Annotated in this window: 20 protein-coding genes and 1 pseudogene; 6 read left to right on the plus strand and 15 right to left on the minus strand. The window is 63.2% G+C overall.

Translation table 11 applies throughout. The features are described from left to right. Positions 1 to 19: 19 nt before the first annotated feature. Positions 20 to 421, plus strand: a complete 402-nt coding sequence (locus MF606_RS16790; RefSeq protein ID WP_240230486.1) for a VOC family protein — start codon at positions 20 to 22, stop codon at positions 419 to 421. A gap of 20 nt (positions 422 to 441) precedes the next feature. Here the strand turns inward: MF606_RS16790 and MF606_RS16795 are convergent, their stop codons facing one another. Further along, a complete protein-coding gene (locus tag MF606_RS16795; RefSeq protein ID WP_240230487.1) occupies positions 442 to 801 on the minus strand; it encodes an MmcQ/YjbR family DNA-binding protein in 360 nt (119 codons plus the stop codon). On the opposite strand from MF606_RS16795, the gene MF606_RS16800 reads away from it, so the two are divergent. Next, positions 791 to 1,447, plus strand: coding sequence for an AraC family transcriptional regulator (locus MF606_RS16800; RefSeq protein WP_240230488.1), 657 nt, complete (start codon positions 791 to 793; stop codon positions 1,445 to 1,447). The two genes, MF606_RS16795 and MF606_RS16800, sit on opposite strands and share 11 nt — an antisense overlap. Here the strand turns inward: MF606_RS16800 and MF606_RS16805 are convergent. After that, entirely contained in the window at positions 1,410 to 1,832 is a 423-nt protein-coding gene (locus tag MF606_RS16805) for a VOC family protein (RefSeq protein ID WP_240230489.1), read from the minus strand. The genes MF606_RS16800 and MF606_RS16805 overlap by 38 nt on opposite strands. 134 nt (positions 1,833 to 1,966) lie before the next feature. On the opposite strand from MF606_RS16805, the gene MF606_RS16810 reads away from it, so the two are divergent. After that, the gene (locus MF606_RS16810; protein ID WP_240230490.1) at positions 1,967 to 2,182 is read left to right on the plus strand and encodes a SlyX family protein; all 216 of its coding nucleotides are present in this window, start codon (positions 1,967 to 1,969) and stop codon (positions 2,180 to 2,182) included. Positions 2,183 to 2,235: 53 nt separating this feature from the next. On the opposite strand, the gene MF606_RS16815 is transcribed toward MF606_RS16810, so the two are convergent. The 6 genes and pseudogenes from MF606_RS16815 to MF606_RS16840 form a co-directional block, all read right to left on the minus strand. After that, positions 2,236 to 3,642 (minus strand): NAD(P)(+) transhydrogenase (Re/Si-specific) subunit beta, encoded by a 1,407-nt coding sequence (locus tag MF606_RS16815; protein WP_420842214.1) that lies wholly within the window; start codon positions 3,640 to 3,642, stop codon positions 2,236 to 2,238. A gap of 5 nt (positions 3,643 to 3,647) precedes the next feature. Further along, a complete protein-coding gene (locus MF606_RS16820) occupies positions 3,648 to 4,010 on the minus strand; it encodes a proton-translocating transhydrogenase family protein (RefSeq protein WP_338084381.1) in 363 nt (120 codons plus the stop codon). Between the two features lie 327 nt (positions 4,011 to 4,337). Then, positions 4,338 to 5,666: pseudogene (locus tag MF606_RS16825) on the minus strand (Re/Si-specific NAD(P)(+) transhydrogenase subunit alpha); the annotation flags it as partial. A 63-nt stretch (positions 5,667 to 5,729) separates the two neighbouring features. After that, positions 5,730 to 5,897: an aa3-type cytochrome c oxidase subunit IV gene (locus MF606_RS16830; RefSeq protein WP_240230491.1), complete on the minus strand. Its 168-nt coding sequence runs from the start codon at positions 5,895 to 5,897 to the stop codon at positions 5,730 to 5,732. A 51-nt stretch (positions 5,898 to 5,948) separates the two neighbouring features. Continuing rightward, complete coding sequence (locus MF606_RS16835; protein ID WP_240230492.1) at positions 5,949 to 7,751, minus strand: M3 family oligoendopeptidase; 1,803 nt, start codon at positions 7,749 to 7,751, stop codon at positions 5,949 to 5,951. Between the two features lie 288 nt (positions 7,752 to 8,039). Then, on the minus strand, positions 8,040 to 8,804 hold the full coding sequence (locus tag MF606_RS16840; protein ID WP_240230493.1) for an META domain-containing protein: 765 nt from the start codon (positions 8,802 to 8,804) through the stop codon (positions 8,040 to 8,042). A 195-nt stretch (positions 8,805 to 8,999) separates the two neighbouring features. On the opposite strand from MF606_RS16840, the gene MF606_RS16845 reads away from it, so the two are divergent. Together MF606_RS16845 and MF606_RS16850 are read left to right on the plus strand one after the other, a co-directional pair. Beyond that, positions 9,000 to 10,484: a sigma-54-dependent transcriptional regulator gene (locus MF606_RS16845; RefSeq protein ID WP_240230494.1), complete on the plus strand. Its 1,485-nt coding sequence runs from the start codon at positions 9,000 to 9,002 to the stop codon at positions 10,482 to 10,484. Between the two features lie 36 nt (positions 10,485 to 10,520). Then, positions 10,521 to 10,874, plus strand: coding sequence for a hypothetical protein (locus MF606_RS16850; RefSeq protein WP_240230495.1), 354 nt, complete (start codon positions 10,521 to 10,523; stop codon positions 10,872 to 10,874). A gap of 68 nt (positions 10,875 to 10,942) precedes the next feature. On the opposite strand, the gene MF606_RS16855 is transcribed toward MF606_RS16850, so the two are convergent. Then, positions 10,943 to 12,487, minus strand: a complete 1,545-nt coding sequence (locus MF606_RS16855; RefSeq protein WP_240230496.1) for a tryptophan halogenase family protein — start codon at positions 12,485 to 12,487, stop codon at positions 10,943 to 10,945. A gap of 151 nt (positions 12,488 to 12,638) precedes the next feature. Here MF606_RS16855 and MF606_RS16860 point away from each other — a divergent pair, with 151 nt between their 5' ends. Then, positions 12,639 to 13,661, plus strand: coding sequence for an aldo/keto reductase (locus tag MF606_RS16860; RefSeq protein WP_240230497.1), 1,023 nt, complete (start codon positions 12,639 to 12,641; stop codon positions 13,659 to 13,661). On the opposite strand, the gene MF606_RS16865 is transcribed toward MF606_RS16860, so the two are convergent. From MF606_RS16865 to MF606_RS16890, 6 genes are all read right to left on the minus strand, one after another. Then, positions 13,623 to 13,916: a hypothetical protein gene (locus tag MF606_RS16865; RefSeq protein ID WP_240230498.1), complete on the minus strand. Its 294-nt coding sequence runs from the start codon at positions 13,914 to 13,916 to the stop codon at positions 13,623 to 13,625. The genes MF606_RS16860 and MF606_RS16865 overlap by 39 nt on opposite strands. 280 nt (positions 13,917 to 14,196) lie before the next feature. Continuing rightward, on the minus strand, positions 14,197 to 15,030 hold the full coding sequence (locus MF606_RS16870) for an HpcH/HpaI aldolase/citrate lyase family protein (protein ID WP_240233878.1): 834 nt from the start codon (positions 15,028 to 15,030) through the stop codon (positions 14,197 to 14,199). Further along, positions 15,030 to 16,235, minus strand: coding sequence for a CaiB/BaiF CoA transferase family protein (locus MF606_RS16875; RefSeq protein ID WP_240230499.1), 1,206 nt, complete (start codon positions 16,233 to 16,235; stop codon positions 15,030 to 15,032). Before MF606_RS16875 ends, MF606_RS16870 begins: the two co-directional genes overlap by 1 nt. 192 nt (positions 16,236 to 16,427) lie before the next feature. Further along, on the minus strand, positions 16,428 to 17,486 hold the full coding sequence (locus MF606_RS16880; protein ID WP_240230500.1) for an ABC transporter ATP-binding protein: 1,059 nt from the start codon (positions 17,484 to 17,486) through the stop codon (positions 16,428 to 16,430). Positions 17,487 to 17,579: 93 nt separating this feature from the next. Continuing rightward, entirely contained in the window at positions 17,580 to 19,679 is a 2,100-nt protein-coding gene (locus MF606_RS16885) for an ADP-ribosylglycohydrolase family protein (protein WP_240230501.1), read from the minus strand. An 11-nt stretch (positions 19,680 to 19,690) separates the two neighbouring features. Continuing rightward, positions 19,691 to 20,854 carry an ADP-ribosylglycohydrolase family protein gene (locus MF606_RS16890; protein ID WP_240230502.1) on the minus strand — a complete coding sequence of 388 codons (1,164 nt, stop codon included), beginning with the start codon at positions 20,852 to 20,854 and terminating at the stop codon, positions 19,691 to 19,693. Positions 20,855 to 20,930: the final 76 nt, after the last annotated feature.

The raw sequence follows: 20,930 nt of genomic DNA on the forward strand, positions 1-20,930 counted from the left end.
CGCACGCGCGGAGGATCCAATGATAGCGACAATTTCCATCGGCCTACCCATAGAGAGCCGTCGGCGGGCCTGTGACTTTTACCGCAAGGCCCTCGGGCTTGAGATGGTGGGCGAGATCGACAAGGACGGCATGTCCGAGCCCCTGCAATTCGCGCTCGATACGCATACGCGCCTGACGCTCATTCCCCATGTCGGCTTCGGCTGGATGGTTGGCGACATCAGGCGCGCCCCGGGTGGCAAGAGCGAGTGCCTGCTGACACTGCAGGTCGAGACCTTGGAAGAGGTTCGGCGCGTGTTCAAGAGCTGCATCGACGCGGGCGCCAAGGCGATCGAAGAGCCCATCCAGAAGGATTGGGGCTATGTCGCCATTATCGCCGATCCCGACACGCATCTGTGGATGATCGCCGCCAATCTGTGGTGATGGCGACGACTGGCTTCGCATCATCGTGTCTGCCGGCCCGGAGAGGCGCGCTTTCCGGCGACGAGGCCATGGGACCGCGCCACGCACGCCGTCAGATCGATTTGCGCCAGATCGACAGTCGCCGACACCCGCACCCAGTGCCCCCTCGGGAAATAGGGCGCCTGCGCGACGCCGAGCAGGGCCGTGAGTCCCTCGAATGCTTCAGGCGGGCACTTGAAGATGATTGCCGCCAAGCCGTCTTCCGCTAGCGCGTGCGTGGCGAAGATCTTCCTGTTGACTTTGGCCAATCGGGCACCCCATTGATCGTGCAGGCTGCTCCCCTCAAGGGCAGCGGCAAACGCGTCGAACGCCGCCACGGTGAACAGATCGATGTCAGTCAACGGCCCTATCCTCCACGAATGGCAGTACGTCCAGCGCGGCACACGCGATATTGTGGTCCTGCCCGACGGTTGCCGCGACCTGATCATTCGCATTCCGCCCGATGGCAAACCCGCGCTGCTGTATCCAGAACTCGATGACCGCGCTGTGCAGGTCTGCCTCGCCCCCGGCGCGCGCCTGTTCGGCTTCCGGCTGCGCCCGGGGGCACGTTTCCCCACAGCCCTGCTGCGTCAATTGCGGCACGAGTTCACGCAGCACCTCGACGACGACCGGATGCGGCATCTCGCCCGCGACGCTATCCACGCCGAAACGGACCTGGGGGATGAATTGCTGGGCGCCATCCAGTCGACCTCCAGTGTCGATGCCGCGGCGCGCCGGCTGGGCGTATCTGTCCGCACGCTGCACCGTCACCTCCTCCACGTGACCGACCGCCCGCCCTCGTTCTGGTTCGATCTGGCGCGGGCACGGCGGGCGCTGGCGGCGCTGGCATCCGAGGCGGGTCTGGCGGAAATCGCCGCCGACGCCGGCTATGCCGACCAGCCCCACATGACGCGCTCCTTCCGTTACCGTTTCGGCGCCACCCCGGCTCGCTTCCGCGCCGACGCCCGCCTCATGCGCCTCGCGGGGCATTCGGGCTTTGCTGGATAAACCGGGCATATTCGGCGCTGGGCGGGATCGCCTTGTGGCAATAGACCAGCACGCCCGCCGGATCGAGCACGCCAAAGCCCCGATCCCCCCAGGGATTATCGGCCAGCGGAACCACGATGTTTGCGCCTGCCGCAGCCATGCGCGTATGCATGCCGTCGACGTCATCGACCACCAGGTTCAGCATCCCGCCGCCCGAAAAGGGCGCGACGCCTTCGCGCGGCTCCATGAACCCCACTTCGGGCGCATCAGCCTGCTTGCCCAGCCGCACCAGCACATACCAGCCACAGTCGAACGGACACCAGGTATCGAAGTGCCGCTCGTAAAAAGCGCGGGCCGCCGCGACATCGGGCGTTACAAAAGTTGTCGACGATGATTGGACGCTCATGCATATCTCCTGCAGCTATGGCCGGAGATTGCCGCCCGCGACGGTAGCCGTCTTGAACGGATCGGACAGGCGAACGAAATCTGCGATGCACCGGCCCCCCGCTGGCTGCGCACCCTGACCCCGGGAGACTATCCATGACCGCCCAAGGCGACTTCGCCGACCGCCTCGAGGCCCTGGAAACGCGCATCGCCTTCCAGGACCAGACCATCGAAGACCTCAACGCCACCATCACCGCGCAGTGGCGCCAGATCGACCTGCTGACCCGGAAACTGGAACAAGTGGAACAGCAGGTGCGCTCCGGTGTGCACATTGCTGACCCGGCGACGGAGCCACCACCGCCGCACTATTGAGGGATAGGCCCCCCTCAAACAAAAGGCCCGCCGAAGCGGGCCTTTCCAATTCTCTAGTGTCCGAGGCTCTTGACGATATCCTCGGTGACCTTCTTGGCATCCCCGAATAGCATCATCGTATTGTCGCGGAAGAACAGCTCATTCTGCACGCCCGCATAGCCTGCCGCCATGCCGCGCTTGATGAACAGCACCGTGCCGGCGTCCTCGACGTTGAGCACCGGCATGCCATAGATCGGCGACGTCTTGTCGGTCTTGGCGGCCGGATTGGTCACGTCATTGGCGCCGATGACGAAGGCGACGTCGGACTGGGCGAATTCGGAATTGATGTCCTCCAGCTCGAACACTTCGTCATAAGGCACATTGGCTTCCGCCAGCAGCACGTTCATGTGCCCCGGCATACGACCCGCCACCGGATGGATAGCGTATTTGACCGTGACGCCTTCCTTCTTGAGCAGGTCGGCCATTTCGCGCAGAGCGTGCTGCGCCTGGGCGACAGCCATGCCGTAACCCGGCACGATGATGACCTTGCCCGCATTCTTCATCAGGAATGCCGCGTCTTCCGCCGCGCCCTGCTTGACCGGACGATCGTCCTCTTCCGCGCCAGCAGCCGCACCGCTATCGCCACCGAAGCCGCCGAGGATCACCGAGATGAAGCTGCGGTTCATCGCCTTGCACATGATGTAGCTCAGGATCGCGCCCGAGCTGCCCACCAGTGCGCCGGTGATGATCAGCGCCGTATTGCCCAGCGTGAAGCCGATGCCGGCGGCCGCCCAACCCGAATACGAGTTGAGCATGGAGACGACCACCGGCATGTCGGCGCCGCCGATCGGGATGATCATCAACCCGCCCAGCACCAGCGCCAGGATGGTGATGGCCCAGAACAGCCACGGATCGGCCGAGACCGTGAAGGCCCACACCAGCAGCACGATGGCCACGCCCATGACGATATGGATGGCATGGCGCGCCGGCAGGATGATCGGCTTGCCGCTCATATTGCCGTTGAGCTTGGCGAAGGCGATGACCGAGCCGGTAAAGGTGAAGGCGCCGATGGCCACGCCGATCGACATTTCCACCAGCGCCTGCGCATGGATCGCGCCGGGTGCGCCGATACCGAAAGCCTCAGGCGCATAAAGCGCCGCGGCCGCCACAAACACGGCGGCAAGGCCGACCAGCGAGTGGAAAGCCGCCACCAGTTGCGGCATGTCGGTCATCTTGACCGTGCGCGCCATATAGGCGCCGATGCCGCCGCCAATGCCGATGCCGCCAATGATCAGCACCCAGCTGACCCAGTCGGACGGTGCCGCCACAGCGAGCGTGGTGACGATGGCAATGCCCATGCCCACCATGCCGAAGGTGTTGCCCTGGCGCGAGGATTTGGGGCTCGAAAGTCCGCGCAGCGCGAGGATGAACAGCACACCCGAAACGAGATAGAGCAGCGCTGCGATATCTGCAGAGATCATCGGCGTTAGCCCTTCTTCTTGTACATTGCCAGCATGCGCTGGGTGACGAGGAACCCGCCAAAGATGTTGACGCTCGCAAAGACCAGCGCGATGAAGCCGAAGACCTTGCTGACCCAGCTGCTATCGCTGGCCAGGTGCACGCCCACCGCGAGCAACGCGCCGACCACGATGACCGAGGAGATGGCGTTGGTGACGCTCATCAGCGGCGTATGCAGCGCCGGGGTCACCGACCACACCACGAAATAGCCGACGAAAATCGCCAGCACGAAAATCGCCAGGCGGAAGGTGAAGGGGTCGATCGCCCCGCCAATGGCCGCATGCGCAGCCGCGGCGATCACATCGGCGGTCTGTTCTGCCGTCGCTTCCATTTACTTGGCTCCCTTGGGTGCAGCTGGCTTCTTGGCAGCCGGCTTCTTGGCGGCCACAGGTTTCTTGGCAGCCGGCGCGGCCGTCTTTGCGGCAGCAGCAGGGGCAGCGGCAGGTTTCGGCGTTGCCGGCTTCTTGACCGCAGGTTTGGCCGCCACAGGCTTCTTGGCTGGTGCTGGCTTCGTGGCTGGCGCAGCAGCCGCATCGATCACCGCTGCCGCCTTCTTGGTCGCGGCAGCCTTTGCCGGGGTCGGCGCCGGTTCCGCCGCGGCGGGGATGGACTGCTCCACCCCTGGCGCCGCCTTCTTGGGCGTGTCGGCCATGGCAGCAACGACAGGCTTCTTGGCAGCCGGCTTCTTGGTCAGTTCAGCCGCAACCACGGCACCGGTTTTCGCGCCGGGCGGCGGCGTGACAACATCGCCGGCTTTGGCCTTGGCCACCGGCTTGGAGGCCGATGCCTTCGACTTGACCACCGCACCGGTCTTGGCAACCGCCGGGGGTGTGATGATGTCGCCGGTTTTGGGAGCCGCCGTCACAAAGCTCGGATGCACCACCGCACCATCGCGCGTCAGCACCGTCGCCTTGACCAGCTCGTCATCCCAGTTGATGGCGAGCTTCTTTTCCTTGGCATCGATCAGCGTGGTGACGAAGGCCAAGAGATTACGCGCATAAAGCTGCGACGCCGTGGTCGGGATGCGACCCTGCACATTGGTGTAGCCGATGATCTTGACGCCGTTATGCTCGATGACCTTGCCGGGCACCGTCAGTTCGACATTGCCGCCGCGCTCGGCCGCCAGGTCCACGATAACAGAACCCGGCGCCATCGATTCCACCATGGCCTTGGTGATCAGCCGTGGCGCCGGACGCCCCGGGATCAGTGCCGTGGTGATGACGATGTCTTGCTTGGCGATATGGCTGGCGGTGAGTTCGGCCTGCTTGGCCTGATACTCGGCGCTCATCTGCTTGGCATAGCCGCCGGCGGTTTCCGCCTGCTTGAATTCGTCGTCCTCGACAGCGACGAACTTGCCGCCAAGCGATTCAACCTGTTCCTTGGCTGCCGGCCGCACGTCGGTCGCCGACACCACCGCACCGAGGCGCTTGGCCGTCGCAATGGCCTGCAACCCGGCAACACCGGCGCCCATCACAAACGCCTTGGCCGGACGCACCGTGCCGGCTGCCGTCATCATCATCGGCAGCGCGCGCTCGAACTCGGCCGCCGCTTCGATAACGCCCTGATAACCGGCAAGGTTCGCCTGGCTCGAGAGAATGTCCATCACCTGCGCGCGTGTAATGCGCGGCATGAATTCCATCGACACCGCCGTCACGCCCGCTTTTGCCAGCGCCGCGACATCCTTGTCATTGCCATAGGGGTCGAGTGCGCCGATCACCAGCGCGCCTTTGTTGACGCCAGCAAGCGATGCCGCGCTTGGGCGCCGCACGGTCAGCACCACATCGGCGCCCTTCAGCGCCGCATCGGCGCTGGCCGCAATCGTGGCGCCTGCGGCCGTATAGTCCTTGTCGAGGATGCGCGAACCCGCACCGGCGCCCTTTTCGACCGACACGCTGGCGCCGAGCGCAATCAGCTTGCCGACCGTTTCGGGGGTTGCCGCAACGCGGTTCTCGCCCTCGAAACGTTCACGGACGATGGCAATTTTCATGAAATTCTCCTGCCCGCCTGCCCGACGGACAGGCTCGTATGAATGCCTGTATATGCCTTGGGATCAGGGGTTGATCACGAAGTACAGGATGATCGCCGTGGCGGCCAAAACCACGATGGTCCACTTGGTGAAGGCGATGAAACCATTATAGGTCGCCTCGTGCTGGGCGTAGTCCATCGGTGATTCAACCTGCAGCTCGGTATGGTGTTCTGGGCGGTGCTTAGTGGCCATGTCGTCCTCGTAAGTCCAGTCGTCTCAAAGTCTATCAGCCGAAAGTCGACCTCAGGGCGATGTCGCTTCCAGTTCATCGATAAGTCGCTCGATCATGCCGAGACCCAGCGACCAGAATTGGGGATCCTTGGCGTCCAGCCCGAACGGCGCCAGCAGTTCGGAATGGTGCTTGCTTCCCCCGGCCTTGAGCAGCTCGAAATAGCGCTCGGCAAAGCCAACATTCGACTTCTCATACTGTGCGTAGAGCGAGTTCACAAGGCAGTCACCGAAGGCATAGGCATAGACGTAGAACGGGGAATGGATGAAGTGCGGGATGTAGGCCCAGAACGTGCCATAGCCTTCATTCTGCTCGATGGCGTCGCCGAGCGATTCCTTCTGCACATCGAGCCAGATCTGGTTGATCTCCTCGGTGCGCAACTCACCCTGCCGCCGCGCCGTGTGGACCCGCCGCTCGAAGGTGTAGAACGCAATCTGGCGCACGACCGTATTGAGCATATCCTCGACCTTGCTCGACAGCAGGGCAAAGCGCTGCTTGGGGTCGGTGGTCTTGTCGAGCAGCGAGCGGAAGGTCAGCATCTCGCCGAACACCGACGCGGTTTCGGCCAGCGTCAGCGGCGTATTGGCCAGGATCGGCCCCTGCGCCGCCGCCATCCGCTGGTGCACGCCATGCCCCAGCTCATGCGCCAGGGTCATGATATCGCGCGACCGGCCCATATAGTTGAGCATCAGGTAGGGATGTGCGCTCGGCACGGTCGGGTGCGCAAAGGCGCCCGATAGCTTGCCATCGCCCACCGGGGCGTCGATCCAGCCCGAATTGAAGAACGGCTTGGCCCACTCCGCCAGTTCCGGCGAGAAGCGGCCATAGGCCTCCATCACCGTCGCGACCGCGCTGTCCCAGTCCCAGGTGCGCTCGTCGCTGGTCGGCAGTGGCGCATTGCGGTCCCAGGCATTGAGCTTGTCCTTGCCGAACCACTTGGCCTTCATCTTGTAGTAGCGATGGCTGAGTCGTGGATAGGCATCCTCGACCGCCTTCTGCAGCGCGTCGACCACTTCGCGCTCCACCGAATTGGCCATGTGCCTACTATCGGCAATGTCCTCGTAGCCACGCCAGCGATCCGAGATTTCCTTGTCCTTGGCCAGCACATTGGTGATGTGGGTGAACAGCCGGCTATTAGCCTCGAGCGTCTTGCCGAGCGCCTTGAACGCGGATTCGCGCTTCTTCTCGTCCTTTTCGGAGAGCAGATGCAGCGTCGATTCCATGTTGAGCGTTTCGCCATCCACCTCGAATTCGAGGCTGGCCAGCGTCTCGTCGAACAGCCGGTTCCAGGCCGAATAGGCGGTGACCGACTTGTCGTGGAACAGCTCTTCGAGCTTGTCGTCGAGCTGATACGGCTTGGCCTTGCGCAATTCGGCAAACCAGGTGCGGTAGCGCGCCAGCTCCGGATCGGCCGCAAATGCCGCTTCCAGGTCCGCATCCTCGATGCGGTTCAGCTCGAGCTCGAAAAACAGCACGCGGGTGCTGAGATTGGTCAGCGCCTCATTGGTATCGCCCATGAACTTGGCGCGATCCGGATCGGTCGACTTCTGCGCATATTGCAGGAACGAGAACGAACCGATCTTGCCCGTCAGGTCACCCAGCGCCTCGCTATCTTTGATCGCCGCGACCAGCTTGCCGGCCTTGGTCAGATCAACAAGCTTGCCCTTGTAGTCCGCTTCGAACTTGGCCGCGTCCGCCTTGGCCTTGTCGAGGTCAGCCTTGAACTCGGCGCTGTCCTTGCCCGGATAGAGGTCCGAGAGATCCCATTCCGGCAGCGCGCCGAACTGGTTGTGGCCCTTCTGAGCGGCTTCGGTCATGGCAGAGTCTCCGACTGGTCAAATCGCGCGCGGACCTTAGCCACCGGGGACTGCGCTGTGAAGGGCGCGCGCCTCAAATCGAGACATTGCATGGAACGACGGTCATTGATGTTTCAGGCGACCGCCTCCCCCTTGTGGGGCTTCGAACCGGGCCCGCAGGGCCAAATCGCTCCAGTGGAGCGATTTGAGGTGAGAAGGCCATGAGAGCTGCGCTCGAATGGCTGGATAAGGGTGGGGGTAGGCTAGCCACGATATCGGGCTCTCACCACCGTCCCAGCGTAAGTGCGTCTAATCGTTCCCCGCCAGCACCATGATGTCACTGCCCGCCGCATCCACCAGGATCAGCTTGTCGCGTTGCGCGTCGATCCGATAACTCGCCGCCCGCCCCAAGGCGTCGAGGAACTTGCTCTCCTGGTCCATGATCGCTGGCGCGCAGGCCATCTCGGTCGAAAACAGCTCGCCGAAATGGATCGCCACGCCATCGATCCTCGCCTTGCCGCCAATGCTGTTGCAGCCGCCGGTGCCACTCACCTGCCCATCGGCTGCCACCACCAGCACCGTCTGCAAATTGTCGATCACCCCGCGCCCATCAATGTCCTCGACCAGCCAGCTACCGTCCGGCCAGCCCTCGCTCGCCGCCGAGATTGCCTCGGCGACGCGTTCGACCAGGATGTCGGTCGTATCGGGGTCGGTGCCGAAGACGCTGTTATTCGAGGTCGAGATGAACAGCAGCTCATCCCCGTCGGTGATGCGCGCGGAAACCGAATATCGATGCCCCGGCTCGATCGCGGACGGGTCGTAACTGATCGAATAGGTGTATGGCGACGATGCCCCGGTGGCCTCCACCGCGCCCAGCACCTTGGCCGGCGCATCGGCCAGCGATATGTCGGCCAATTCGACGCTGACCTTGGCGCTCTCGGGCAGCATGATCTTCTCGCGGAAATAGACCGTGCCGCTGATCACCGCACCATCAGCCATTGCGCTGCTCCCCGTCATCACCAGGGCGACCACGCCCATGACCAGCCCCAAGCCAAACTTGCCTGCACGCATCATGCTGCTACTCCTCGATTTTGTCCGATCCTATGCAGCACCGCCGCCAACGTCCACCGATCGCGGCTCAAATCACGGCCAAGTCACCGCAACCGATCACCGAATTCTCGATGATTAATCGCCCCTTAACTCGCGCCGCCCATCCTCCTCCCAAAACGGCACACGATTCGATGCCGCATCAAGAAGACTGGAGTCTGGATGACGCGCGTACTGATAGTCGACGATGATCCGGTTCAACTGCGCCTGACGGCCGAGGTTGCCAACCGCGCCGGCTTCAAGCCGCTGACCGCTACTGGCGGTGAGCAGGCGCTGCAGATTCTGCGCGACGACCGCAATATCGGCGCCATGATCCTCGATCTGGTCATGCCCGATCTCGACGGCATGGCCGTGATGGACGCCATGCGCCGCGAGGGCCTTACCACCCCGGTCATCGTGCAGACTGCCAACGCTTCGCTCGAAACCGTCATCTCGGCCATGCGCAACGGCGCTGCAGACTATTTCGTCAAGCCCGTTTCGCCCGAGCGCCTGGTCATCTCCCTACGCAACGCCATGAAGCTCGATGCGCTCGAAGCCACCATCCGCGCCGAGCGCGCCCGCAAGACCGGCACCTTCACTGTGTCAGACATGATCGCCAAGGCCCCCGCCATGGCCCGCGTCATCTCGCTCTGCGCCAAGGCCGCCAAATCGACGATTCCCGTATTGATCGAAGGCGAGACCGGCGTCGGCAAGGAACTGATCGCCCGCATCATCCAGGGTTCCGGCGAACGCGCCGGCAAGCCATTCGTCACCGTCAATTGCGGCGCCATCCCGCCCAACCTGGTCGAGTCAGTGCTCTTCGGCCACAAGAAGGGCGCCTTCACCGGCGCCATCGCCGACCAAACAGGCAAGTTCGCCGAAGCCCATAACGGCACCATTTTCCTAGACGAAGTCGGCGAACTGCCGCTCGATACCCAGGTCAAGCTGCTGCGCGTCTTGCAGGAGGGCGAGATCGAACCGGTCGGCGCGGCCCGCCCCGAACGCGTCAATGTCCGCGTTATCTCGGCCACCAATCGGCGGCTGCTCAACCTGGCCAAGACAGGCGAATTCCGCGAAGACCTCTACTACCGCCTCAACGTCTTCCCCATCTACACGCCGCCTTTGCGCGAACGCCTCGAAGACGTGCCGGCCCTGGTCGCCATGTTCACCGCCCGCTTCGCCGCCGAAGCCGGCAAGCGCGTGCTCGGCATTTCTCCGCCGGCCCTCGACATGCTCATGGCCTATGATTGGCCGGGCAATGTCCGCCAGCTCGAAAACGCCGTCTACCGCGCCATCGTCCTCAGCGATGGCGCCTTCCTCGAAACCGTCGATTTCCCGCAGATCGTCGCCCAGGCCAATGGCCGCGACATCGCCGCCCGGGCCATCGAAACCGCCCCCGTCGCCGCCGCCCCGACCCATATCGACATGGCCACCGCCCGCCAGCGCATCGCCTTCGAACAACCCGCCGCCCAAGACCGCTTCCTCGACCCCTCAGGCGAAGTCGCCGCCCTCGCCGAAATCGAACGCGCCGCGATTGTGTTTGCCATCGAACACCACGGCGGCCGCATGTCGCGCGTAGCCCGGGCGCTCAAAATCGGCCGCTCAACGCTGTATCGCAAGCTGCACGAGTATGGCTTAGCGGAAGAGCTGATTAACGACGCAGCGTAGCTCACGTATTGCGAAATCAATCTGGAGCAGAGGTCGATGAAAAATATCCGCACCGCAGCGCTGGGTCTTGGAATCGTCGCCGCCTTGTCGTCAACGGCGCGTGCCGAGTGGACCGTCGATCAGTTGCTGAACAAATCTGAGGGTACAGCGCAAGAACGCAATAACTACCTTGAGGGCCTCAGAGACGGCCTATTGTACGGCGGCTCAGGGTGGGGCAGCGACAGCACAGGAAAACCGCTTTGCCTTACCAACGTGGATGCGGAGAAGATCACGGCAACAGAGTTTGAGAGAATGCTCACAGAGCAAGCTCAAGGTATGGGCGCAATTGGTACCGCGCCACTACCTATGATCGGTTTGTTCGCATTGATCCGAGCATTTCCTTGCCCCTAAGTCCAAATGCGACGGATCACACCAAGCGACACAGATATGAGCTTCAACGAGCCGTCTCAGGCTAGTCGCTACTTACCCATCCCCCGCACAATCTCCAAGAACTCCGCATGCCCCAACGCATGCTTCGCCGCCTCGCGATATTCCTTCACCAGCCCCTCATAAGCCTCCCGCGCGAACTGCCGAAGCTTGGGGTCCTTGTCCATTTCCTTGCGCGCCAGATCCTGGCTGAGCAGCCCCAGCCCCGCCAGCACCGGATAGTGCAACTGCGTCTGGATATGCGGCAGCCCGAACAAATTCTCCGGGAAATGCTCGTGCCGCGGCATGTGCTGCTGCCAATATTCCAGCCGCTGCTTGGTCTCCGGGTGAATCCTGTTGGCCCGCACCTCGCGCCAGAACGGCGTATCGTCGCGCTCGACCAGATAATGCGTATTCACAAACGTGCGGAAGTCATCCACCTGCCGCCCCACCCGCGCATTGTAGTCGGCCCGATCATCCGGCGTCATATCATCAGCATGCTTCAGATGCCGGTCGGCAAACAGCATCATCTGCACGATCGTGCCGTGGATCGACGTCGATTCCAGCGGTTCGAGGAAGCTCGAACTCAGCCCCACCGCCAAGACATTCCCCACCCAGGCATTTTCCAACCGACCGATCTGGAAGCGGATATCGCTGCGCACCTCGATCTCGCGCCCCAGCACCCGCTCCACCTCGGCCTTGGCCTGTTCGGGCGTGCAGAATTCGTCGGAATAGACATAGCCGCAGCCATAGCGCGTCTGCGTCGGGATCTGCCACATCCAACCGCTCTCCTGCGCCCAGGCGCGGGTATAGTTGGCGATCTCCTCGCCCGGCTTGATATCCAGCCAGAACGGCAACGCCCGGTTGACCGGCAATTCATGCGCATAGCTTATCCACGGCGCCTGCATTTCCTTGACGATCAGCTGTTTGCGGAACCCTGTCGCATCGATGAAGAAGTCGGCTTCGAGCCTCTGCCCATTGTCGAGCTCCAGCGCCGTCACATCGCCGCTCTCGGCATCCCGATGCACTCCCGACACCACCGCATCGACAATCTCGACGCCCTTGGACTTGCTGGCGAAAAACCGCCCCACCTTGGCCTGATCGAAATGATAGGCATGATGAAACGGCCCCAGCGGGATCAGCGAGCCATCGGCCTTTTTTGCATAAGGCGCCTTCTTCTGCTCCAGCAGCGGGCCGAACAGATGCATGTCGGTAATCGGCCGCCCAGCGGCGATCGCATAGACATTGAGATAATCCGACGGCGCCCCAGCCGGCGGCTTGATCACCTGATGGGGATCATCGATCGGCCCATAATAGGTAAAACCCTTGCGCCGCCAGTCCTCGTGCCGAATGCCCAGCTTGAATGTCGCTTCGGTCTTGCGGAAAAACTCGAACTCATCGATGCCAAAATGCTTAAGCAGCACGCGAAACGCCGCCGTCGTGGCCTCGCCCACACCAACGGTGGGAATGCTCGACGGTTCGATCACGCTGATACGGGCATTAATGCCCTTGCGCCGCGCCGCATCCTGAATGATGAACGCCGCGATCCAGCCGGCGGTGCCACCGCCGACGACCACGAAATGGCTTTGCCGGTCCATAGAAAGTCTCCTCCGCCGACGACGCTAGGGCGCACCTCGCCCCGCCGCAAGCCGGTCTTAGAAACCCGTAAATCTCCGCTTCTTTTTCGGACTGCCAGATAACGCCTTTTGCCCGGCGCTGTGCTACCCAATCCGCAATCGGAGGAAGACCATGACCTATCAAGCCGCGCCCGGGCGCTACGAAACCATGCAATACCGCAATGCCGGCAGTTCGGGGCTCAAGCTCCCCGTCATCAGCCTCGGCCTCTGGCAGAATTTCGGCGGCACCCGCGATTATCCCTCGGCCTTCGCCATCCTCGGCCGCGCCTTCGACGCCGGCGTGACCCATTTCGATCTCGCCAACAATTACGGTCCCCCGCCCGGTGCCGCCGAAGAGCTGTTCGGCCAGGTCATGGCCCGCGATTTCCACCCCTATCGCGACGAACTCATCATCTCGTCCAAGGCCGGCTATCGCATGTGGGACGGTCCGTACGGCGAGTGGGGCAGCCGCAAGAACCTGATCGCCTCATGCGACCAGTCGCTCAAGCGCCTCGGCCTCGACTATGTCGATATCTTCTATTCGCACCGCTACGACCCCAAGACCCCGCTTGAAGAGACCATGGGCGCCCTCGCCACCATCGTCGCTCAGGGCAAGGCGCTCTATGTCGGCATTTCCAACTATCCGGAAGCCGAAACCCGCGAAGCGCACCGCATCCTCAAGGCGCTCGGGGTGCCCTGCATCCTGCACCAGCCGAGCTATTCGACGCTCAACCGCTGGATCGAGGACGATCACACCGTCGACGCCTGCGGGGAACTGGGCATCGGCATCATCGCCTTCTCGCCACTGGCGCAGGGCGTGCTCTCGGGCAAATACAACACCGGCGACACCAAGGGCGCCCGCGGCACGAGCAACAATCCGTTCCTCAAGGCCGAAAACATCAAGCCGGGCACCCTTGCCGCTGTCGAAGCCCTCGGCCACATCGCCAGGGCGCGTGGCCAGACCATGCCTCAGCTTGCCTTGGCCTGGGTGCTGCGCCGCAAGGAGATGACCTCGGCCCTGATCGGGGTGCGCACCGTCGAGCAGCTCGACGACAATCTGGGCGTGCTCAACAACCTCGATTTCACCGCCGAGGAGCTGGCCGCCATTGACGCCGCCTCAGCCTCCGGGCTGACCGACGGCAAGCCCCGCTGGTGACGCTTTGCGCCGCCGGACTCGTTCCGGCGGCTGCTCGCGGTCGACCGCCTTCGAATAGAGCCGCACCATCGACATCGGCTGCCCCGCGTGCTGGAAATACACCCGCACTCGCAAATCCGCCCGCCGCCCACTGCGCACCAGCGTCTCGCCGGTCGCTTTCAATGCCGCATCCTCGGGCGAGATGGCGCTGTCGACGATGACCTCGCCGGCATCCGCGACGCCGGTGCGACAATCCACGACACGATAACTGGTCATGAGGGCCTCCTTAAATGCCCCCAATACCACCCCAGCGAGTGTCCCGCTGCTAACTATGTTAATTGGCGTTGCTGGCCCCCCGTCCCACCAACGTTCCCTCGGGCCTGACCTGAGGGCCTTGCGTCGCATGTGCCGTGTCGAGAGTAGCCTCGGCTCAAGCCCAAGGGGAGCGCTGGTGGGAGCGGACAGCCTTTAGCTCGCCCATCACCTCCACCGCATCGCACTTGAGGCAACATAGCGCCCCACCCACCGCACGGATTCCTCCCCTATCGGGGGGAGGCTAGGAGTGGGTACTCCGATCTCCCAAAATCCGCCGCGCCCGCGCAATCACCGGCGCATCCACCATGCGCCCGTCCACCACGAATGCCCCGACCTGCCCCTCGGCTGCCGCGACCACCCGTAGCGCCCAATCCAATTCATCCGCGCTCGGCGCAAACGCCGCATTCAGCAGCGGCACTACCGCCGGATGCACGCATGTTGCGCCATCGAACCCATGCCGCCGCGCTTCGGCCGCCGCTTCGGCAATGCCTGCAGCATCCGCATAATCCGCCGTCGACCGCAGCATCCCGAACGACAGCAAGCCCTCTGCCTTGGCCGCGTAATGCACCATCAGCTTGGGAAACCGCAGCACATCCGGCACCGGCTCCGCGCCTAGGTTGAGCGCAAGGTCCTCGCCGCCCAGGCTGAGCGCCATCAGCCGCGGCCCCAGCGCAATGGCCCGCGCATTGAGCACCGCCCCGGCATCCTCGATGATCGCCACGAATACCATTTCAGCGCGTCCGAGCTCGGCCTCAACAGGCCCCAGAAACCCCGCCAGCCGCCCGAAGGTATCGGCATCCTGGGCCTTGGGCACATAGAGCCCATAGGCACCCGCCCGGCAGGCCGCCTCTGCGTCATCAAGCATCAGATCGTCGTCGGCATTGATCCGAACGAACACCTTGGCGCCGTTCTGTCCCACAGATGGCACCGCGTCCGCCAGCGCCGCCCGCGCTGCCGGTTTGTCCGCAGCGGCGACGGCATCCTCGAGATCGAGAATGATCGCATCCGCCCCACGCGCATGCGCCTTGCCGACAAAGCGTTCCGAATTGGCCGGCACATAGAGCAGCGATCGCATCACGGCACCATGGCTCCATCTATCGCCGCGTCATCCAGCCCCGCCTCAGCCAGCACCTCGCGCGTATGCTCACCTATGTCAGGCGCCGCTCGCCGCCACACGCCAGGCGTCGCCGACATATGCGGCACGATATCATGCATCGGCAGCGTGCCGAATTCGGCGTCTTCGACGTCGACGATAATCTCGCGTTCACCGAAATGCCGGTCGGCCATGGCGTCCGCAATGTTGTAGATCGGCCCGACCGTTGCGCCAGATTCCCGCATAATCGCCAACGCCTCAACGCTATCGCGCGCCGCGAACCACGCCCCCACCGCCTCGTCCACCAGCGATCGATGCTTCACCCGATCCGAATTGGTGGCAAAGCGCGGATCGCTGTTCATGTCCGGCCGCCCGATAATCTCGAAAATCCGCCGCGCCACTGCAGGCGTCGAGCCCGACAGCGCCAGGTACTTCCCATCAGCACAGCGATAGACATTGCGCGGCGACGCGGTATTGGAAGCGCTGCCCACCCGCTGCTTGATCTTGCCGGTCACCGCGTGAATGGCCGCCTCCGGCCCCAGCACCGAGAACATCGGCTCCAGCAGGCTCAGGTCGATCACCTGCCCGCGCGCCCGCCCATTCTGCCGCGCATAAAGCGCCATCGTCGTCGCCGACGCGCCATAGATGCCCGCAATCATGTCGGCGAGCGCTAGCGGCGGCAGCACCGGCTCGCGATCGGGAAATCCGGTCCGATCGGCAAAGCCGCTCATGCCCTCGATGATCGTCCCAAACCCCGGAAACTGCGCATAAGGCCCGGTCTGTCCGAACCCCGAAATCCGCACGATGATCAGGTCCGGATTACGCGCCAGCAAGGCTTCGGGCGCCAATCCCATCTGCTCCAGCGTGCCCGGCCGATAATTCTCGATGAACACATCCGCCCCATCGACCAGCGCCCACAGCGCTTCCATCGCCGCCGCATGCCGCAGGTTCAGCGCCACCGAGCGCTTGTTGCGCCCATAGGTCTTCCAGAACAACGAATGCCCGTCATCCTTCCAGTCCCGCAACGGATCCCCCGCCGGCGCCTCGATCTTGATGACATCGGCACCGAAATCGGCGAGCTGCAGGCTGAGCATATTGCCCGCCATCAACCGGCTGAGATCGAGCACGCGAATGCCGGTAAGGGGGCCGGTGGCAGATGGGTCGAAGGTTTTGCGGGTGAAGGTCATGTGCAAGCCCCGTGGCACCATTTCGACCCAGCCACCAGACTGCATCTCCCCCATGATGGGGGAGGTTGGGAAGGGGTGACGGGAGCCCCAGTATCGCGGCCAATCCACCCCCACCCTTGATCCCTCCCCACAAGGGGGAGGGTGTCGACTGAAGGTCCTAAGTTCATATGTAACAAGCCCACCGACGCATAATCACCGCAACCGCAACCCGCTCGTCTTGTCGAAAATCAATAGCCGCGGCGGATCGATATTGAGGTGGATATTCTCGTCCGGGCTCAGCAGCGCATGGTCCCGCACCACGATGGAAATGTCCTGGTCGCCGATCCGCGCCAGCACCTCCTGCGCATCGCCCGTCGGCTCGACCACCACAACAGTCGCAGGAACGCCCGTCTCCGCCAGCGTGATATGCTGCGGCCGCACGCCATAAACGATCTGCGTCCCTGCAGGCACATCCAGCGCCTCACCGAGCGGCAGCTTCACGCCATTCTGCAACGCTACGTCCGTCCCACCCTGATAGGTCGCCTCGAACAGGTTGATCTCGGGCGAACCGATGAAGCTCGCGACGAACAAATTGGCCGGATTGTTGTAGAGCTCCAGCGGCGCTCCCGCCTGCTCGATATTGCCGCCATTCAGCACCACGATCTTGTCGGCCATGGTCATGGCCTCGGTCTGGTCATGCGTCACATAGATCGTCGTCTTGCCCAGCCGCTGATGCAGCCGCTTGATCTCGCCGCGCATCTTGACGCGCAGCTTGGCGTCGAGATTGCTCAGCGGCTCGTCGAACAGGAACGCCCGCGGATTGCGCACGATGGCACGACCCATGGCCACGCGCTGCCTTTGCCCGCCCGAAAGTTCGCGCGGCAACCGATCCAGCAGCTTTTCCAGCCCTAGAATCTCGGCCGCCTCGTCGACCCGCTTCTTGATTTCGGCCTTGCTGGTGCCGGCGAGCTTGAGCGCAAAGCTCATATTGTCCGCCACCTTCATATGCGGGTAGAGCGCATAATTCTGGAACACCATGGCCAGGTCGCGTTCCTTGGCCGGCATATTGTTGACCACCTTGCCGCCAATGGTGATCTGGCCCGAGGAAATATCCTCGAGCCCGGCAATCATCCGCAGCAAGGTCGATTTCCCACACCCGGAAGGACCGACCAGCACCACGAACTCGCCATCGCCCATTTCAAGCGAAATGTCGTTGAGCACCCGCACCTGCCCATACGTCTTGCCGACCCGCTTCAGTTCGATTTCAGACACTTTCGGTCTCCTCTCTTCCTCCCCTTACCTCTCCCTTTGGGGGAGAGGTCGATGCGAAGCATCGGGTGAGGGGGCCTTCCCCTTATTTGCGGCTTATGCCGTCTCGACGATCTCAATCTTGCCAACGCTCACCCGCCCGGCCGAAGCCAACCGAATGCCCGTCATGCCATAGCCATAAGTGGCGTCCGTCGCCTCGATCAGCACCTTACCATCCACGGCAAAGCTGAGCTTGTCGCCCTCAAGCGCAAACCCGAAAGCATAGCTCTTGCCGGTCTCGATCTTGAACGGCGCCCGAGCCAAGACGGTGCTGCCGAAGTCCTCCTTGAGAATGACCACTTCGTCACCCTCAAAGCCCGCCGCATAGAACCGCCCGGTCCCCTGCACGCGCGCCGTCACCAATTGCGACACGCCCGAGAGCCGCTGGATATCCGCCGTCACAACAAGATCCCGCGCATAATAATGCCCGGTCCACAGATCAGCATCCGTTGCCGTATGCCCCTGGATGCGATCGCCCGACTTGGTCCAGTGCCCGCGGTTCCAGGTAAACCGGGTAATCGCCCCCAGCTCCTGGATTTCCTTGGCCGGATCGATGACCGTCCTGCCCGCCCCGCCAAAGCGGAAATCGGCCAGGAACAGCCGGCCCAAAAACTTGAGCCGCCCGAAATACTCGATGGAAATACCCACCTCGTCGATCGCCTCGTCACCATCAGGGACCACAAAGCTGATCTCCTGCCAGCCCTCGGCCGATGGCACATGCCAGGCGCCCGTCTCCTCGATCGCCCCGCTCATCGTGCGGCGGATATAGGGCGCAATCCGCAGGTTCCCGTCGCCATTCCACGGATCGAGCCACACCTTGAACGATACCGTCTGCCCCGCATCCAGCACCGGCGAGAACATCGGCCGATAGCGTTCGTCGTCGAAATCGCTGCGCCGATAGAACGGCTTCCAGAACACCCGGCCGCCCTGCCCGCGCTCCAGCCGGTCAAGCTGGATCTCCAGCGACCCGCGCGAGTCTTCCGTATGCCGCTCCGTCCCGCCCTTGAGCGTGATCTGGTTGAACCCCTCGGTGCGGAAACCATGCGTCGAACCCGGCAAATCGAAGTCGAACCGCACCCCGCGCCGCGTCATGTCCTCCAGCCACAGCTTGGGCACTTCGCGCCCCGCCAGCTGCAACGCCAGCACCGTCAATTCCCGCGCAAAGCTCGGGATATCGACAATGTTGATCGAGCCCACAATGCCCGAGGCCACCAGGAAATCGTTGATCGGCTTGCGATACTTGTCCCAGCCCGGCTGCAGCCCCTGGAACGTGCCGACGATCGCCCCGGCATTGCCCGCATTGCAGTCCGTATCCCAGCCCGCCATCGTCGCAATCTCGACCGTCCGCGGCAGGTCACCCTTGCCATAGAGGATCGACATGATGGTCACGCCCGCATTGGGAATGATGTGGCAGACGCCCGGATAGCGGTCATAGCCCCACTGCGCCGTCAGCATGTCGCGACAGGCGCGCCAGTCATCCGGATTGGCCTTGTGAAAATCGATCACCGCCTGGCAGACCCGCGCATAGGTCGAGCCGGCATCGATCGTCGCCATCGCCGTCTTGATGATCGCGTCGATGCTGGTGGCGTCAAACGCTGCCGCGATCGCCGCTGCGCAGAACCGCGCGCCATTGAGGCCATCGCCGTCATGCGCGACGCTCGCTGCCATTGCCGACATATCCGCCGCCTTCTGCGGATTACCCGGATTCACCCAGCCCCAGCTGTCGATGAAAATCTGCCCGCCGATCTGCTCAGCCACCGTGGTGCCGTTCTGCGCAATCGAGCCCGATTGCGGCGCCGGGATACCGGCCCGCAGATTGCGATAGGCCGTATGCTCGGTCGAAACGCCAAACCCGCCCCACCAATACATGCCATGCTCTTCGGCGGCATAGTTGAGCCAGGTCTTGCCCACATCCTCGGCGGTCGCGTTCAGCCCGTAATCACGCAGTGCGCGGATGAAATAGACCGGACCATTAGTGTCGTCGTCGGCCGCGAAATTCTTGAAATCGCGCAGATACTGCGTCACCTCGCCATAGGTCTTCTGGATGCGCTCATAGCTCCAGATGGTCGGTTCGACCGGGGCGCCCAGCCGCACGCCAATGGCCTTGCCGATAAAGCCGGCATAGATTTTTTCAAGAATTTTTGTTTCGGAGAGCATCAGAAAGTCTTTCAAACAAGAGTTAGACGAGCGCGCTGGCGCGCTTCGGCGGCTTGGTGGTCGGCGGCGAGAATGGCTTTCGCCGTCGCCGTGAAGGCATCGGCGGAAGCGGTCAGATCGAGCTTGTTGGCGCTGTCGAGCAGCTCCCGGTCGGCCGCGTCGATGACGCTTTCGCCATGCATGGCGCCCAGGATCGCCCCGGCCATCACGCCGATCGAGTCCGTGTCGCGGCCCGAATTGATCCCATCCTCGATCGACGGGCGGAAATCGCCGTCATTGACGAGGCAGAAGCCCAGCGCCAGCGGCAGTTCCTCGATGGCATTGAGCCTCGACGGCCGATAGGCGTCGGTCTGCCGGCCGATACGGGCCGGGCTGTGGTTCACGTCGTCGCCCATCGGCGAATATTTGGCGATCGCCGCATGGAACGCGTCGCACACCGCCTCGTGGCTGGCGCCGCTGCCGCGCAGTGAGCGCGCAATTCCGGCAATATCGACAATGGCATCCCTTGTGCCGTCCTTGGCCAGCCCAACGACCGTCTCGACAACAGCATCGATCGTCGTCCCCGGCACGAAAGCCGCCGCCACCGCCGCGGCAACCACGCCAGCCGCCTCCAGCCCAAAGCTCTCCTGGTGCCCCGACGCAAAGGCGATGGCCTCGTCATAGGCGGCCTTTGGGTCGGCCGCATTCACCACCCCGATCGGCGCGATATACATAGCCGCGCCGCAGTTCACCATGTTGCCGATACCGCCCTGGCGCGGGTCGCACGAGCTCAGCTGGTGCCGCTGGAAGATCCACTTTTCCGGATAAAACAGTCGATCGATCAGCATCGCCTCGCGCTGCAATTCCGGCACCCATTGCGGTGTCCAGGCGATCTGGCGCACCATGCCGTCAGCCATGTCCCAGGCGTCCAGATGCCTGTTCACATCGCCATAGATGTTCATCAGCGCCAGCGTCATCAGCGTATCGTCGGTGACGATGCCATTGCCGCGCACGCGCCCGTTCCGCGCCGTCGCATCAAGGCTCATCTTGTGCCACGCCGTATTCAGCGAGGTCACCCGTCCATAGCGCTGCCGGATATCGGCCGCCGAAAGCTTCTCCACCGGCGCGCCAAGCGCATCGCCGAGAGCAATACCATGCAGCATGGCGCGAACGCGTCCGCGAAGGGAATTAGGCATTTTAGTCCTCAGTTCTCGGTTCGTCGGTGGGAAACCTTGCGGCCGGTCTCTCAGTCGACACCCTCCCCCTTGTGGG

Source organism: Devosia lacusdianchii, from assembly GCF_022429625.1.
Taxonomy (GTDB): Bacteria; Pseudomonadota; Alphaproteobacteria; order Rhizobiales; family Devosiaceae; genus Devosia; species Devosia lacusdianchii.

What these genes read in the sequence shown, in the direction of transcription:
- MF606_RS16790 (WP_240230486.1), top strand. Translation starts at nt 20, where the DNA reads ATGATAGCGACAATTTCCATCGGCCTACCCATAGAGAGCCGTCGGCGG.
- MF606_RS16800 (WP_240230488.1), top strand. Translation starts at nt 791, where the DNA reads ATGTCAGTCAACGGCCCTATCCTCCACGAATGGCAGTACGTCCAGCGC.
- MF606_RS16805 (WP_240230489.1), bottom strand. Translation starts at nt 1,832, where the DNA reads ATGAGCGTCCAATCATCGTCGACAACTTTTGTAACGCCCGATGTCGCG.
- MF606_RS16810 (WP_240230490.1), top strand. Translation starts at nt 1,967, where the DNA reads ATGACCGCCCAAGGCGACTTCGCCGACCGCCTCGAGGCCCTGGAAACG.
- MF606_RS16815 (WP_420842214.1), bottom strand. Translation starts at nt 3,642, where the DNA reads ATGATCTCTGCAGATATCGCAGCGCTGCTCTATCTCGTTTCGGGTGTG.
- MF606_RS16820 (WP_338084381.1), bottom strand. Translation starts at nt 4,010, where the DNA reads ATGGAAGCGACGGCAGAACAGACCGCCGATGTGATCGCCGCGGCTGCG.
- MF606_RS16830 (WP_240230491.1), bottom strand. Translation starts at nt 5,897, where the DNA reads ATGGCCACTAAGCACCGCCCAGAACACCATACCGAGCTGCAGGTTGAA.
- MF606_RS16835 (WP_240230492.1), bottom strand. Translation starts at nt 7,751, where the DNA reads ATGACCGAAGCCGCTCAGAAGGGCCACAACCAGTTCGGCGCGCTGCCG.
- MF606_RS16840 (WP_240230493.1), bottom strand. Translation starts at nt 8,804, where the DNA reads ATGATGCGTGCAGGCAAGTTTGGCTTGGGGCTGGTCATGGGCGTGGTC.
- MF606_RS16845 (WP_240230494.1), top strand. Translation starts at nt 9,000, where the DNA reads ATGACGCGCGTACTGATAGTCGACGATGATCCGGTTCAACTGCGCCTG.
- MF606_RS16850 (WP_240230495.1), top strand. Translation starts at nt 10,521, where the DNA reads ATGAAAAATATCCGCACCGCAGCGCTGGGTCTTGGAATCGTCGCCGCC.
- MF606_RS16855 (WP_240230496.1), bottom strand. Translation starts at nt 12,487, where the DNA reads ATGGACCGGCAAAGCCATTTCGTGGTCGTCGGCGGTGGCACCGCCGGC.
- MF606_RS16860 (WP_240230497.1), top strand. Translation starts at nt 12,639, where the DNA reads ATGACCTATCAAGCCGCGCCCGGGCGCTACGAAACCATGCAATACCGC.
- MF606_RS16865 (WP_240230498.1), bottom strand. Translation starts at nt 13,916, where the DNA reads ATGACCAGTTATCGTGTCGTGGATTGTCGCACCGGCGTCGCGGATGCC.
- MF606_RS16870 (WP_240233878.1), bottom strand. Translation starts at nt 15,030, where the DNA reads ATGCGATCGCTGCTCTATGTGCCGGCCAATTCGGAACGCTTTGTCGGC.
- MF606_RS16875 (WP_240230499.1), bottom strand. Translation starts at nt 16,235, where the DNA reads ATGACCTTCACCCGCAAAACCTTCGACCCATCTGCCACCGGCCCCCTT.
- MF606_RS16885 (WP_240230501.1), bottom strand. Translation starts at nt 19,679, where the DNA reads ATGCTCTCCGAAACAAAAATTCTTGAAAAAATCTATGCCGGCTTTATC.
- MF606_RS16890 (WP_240230502.1), bottom strand. Translation starts at nt 20,854, where the DNA reads ATGCCTAATTCCCTTCGCGGACGCGTTCGCGCCATGCTGCATGGTATT.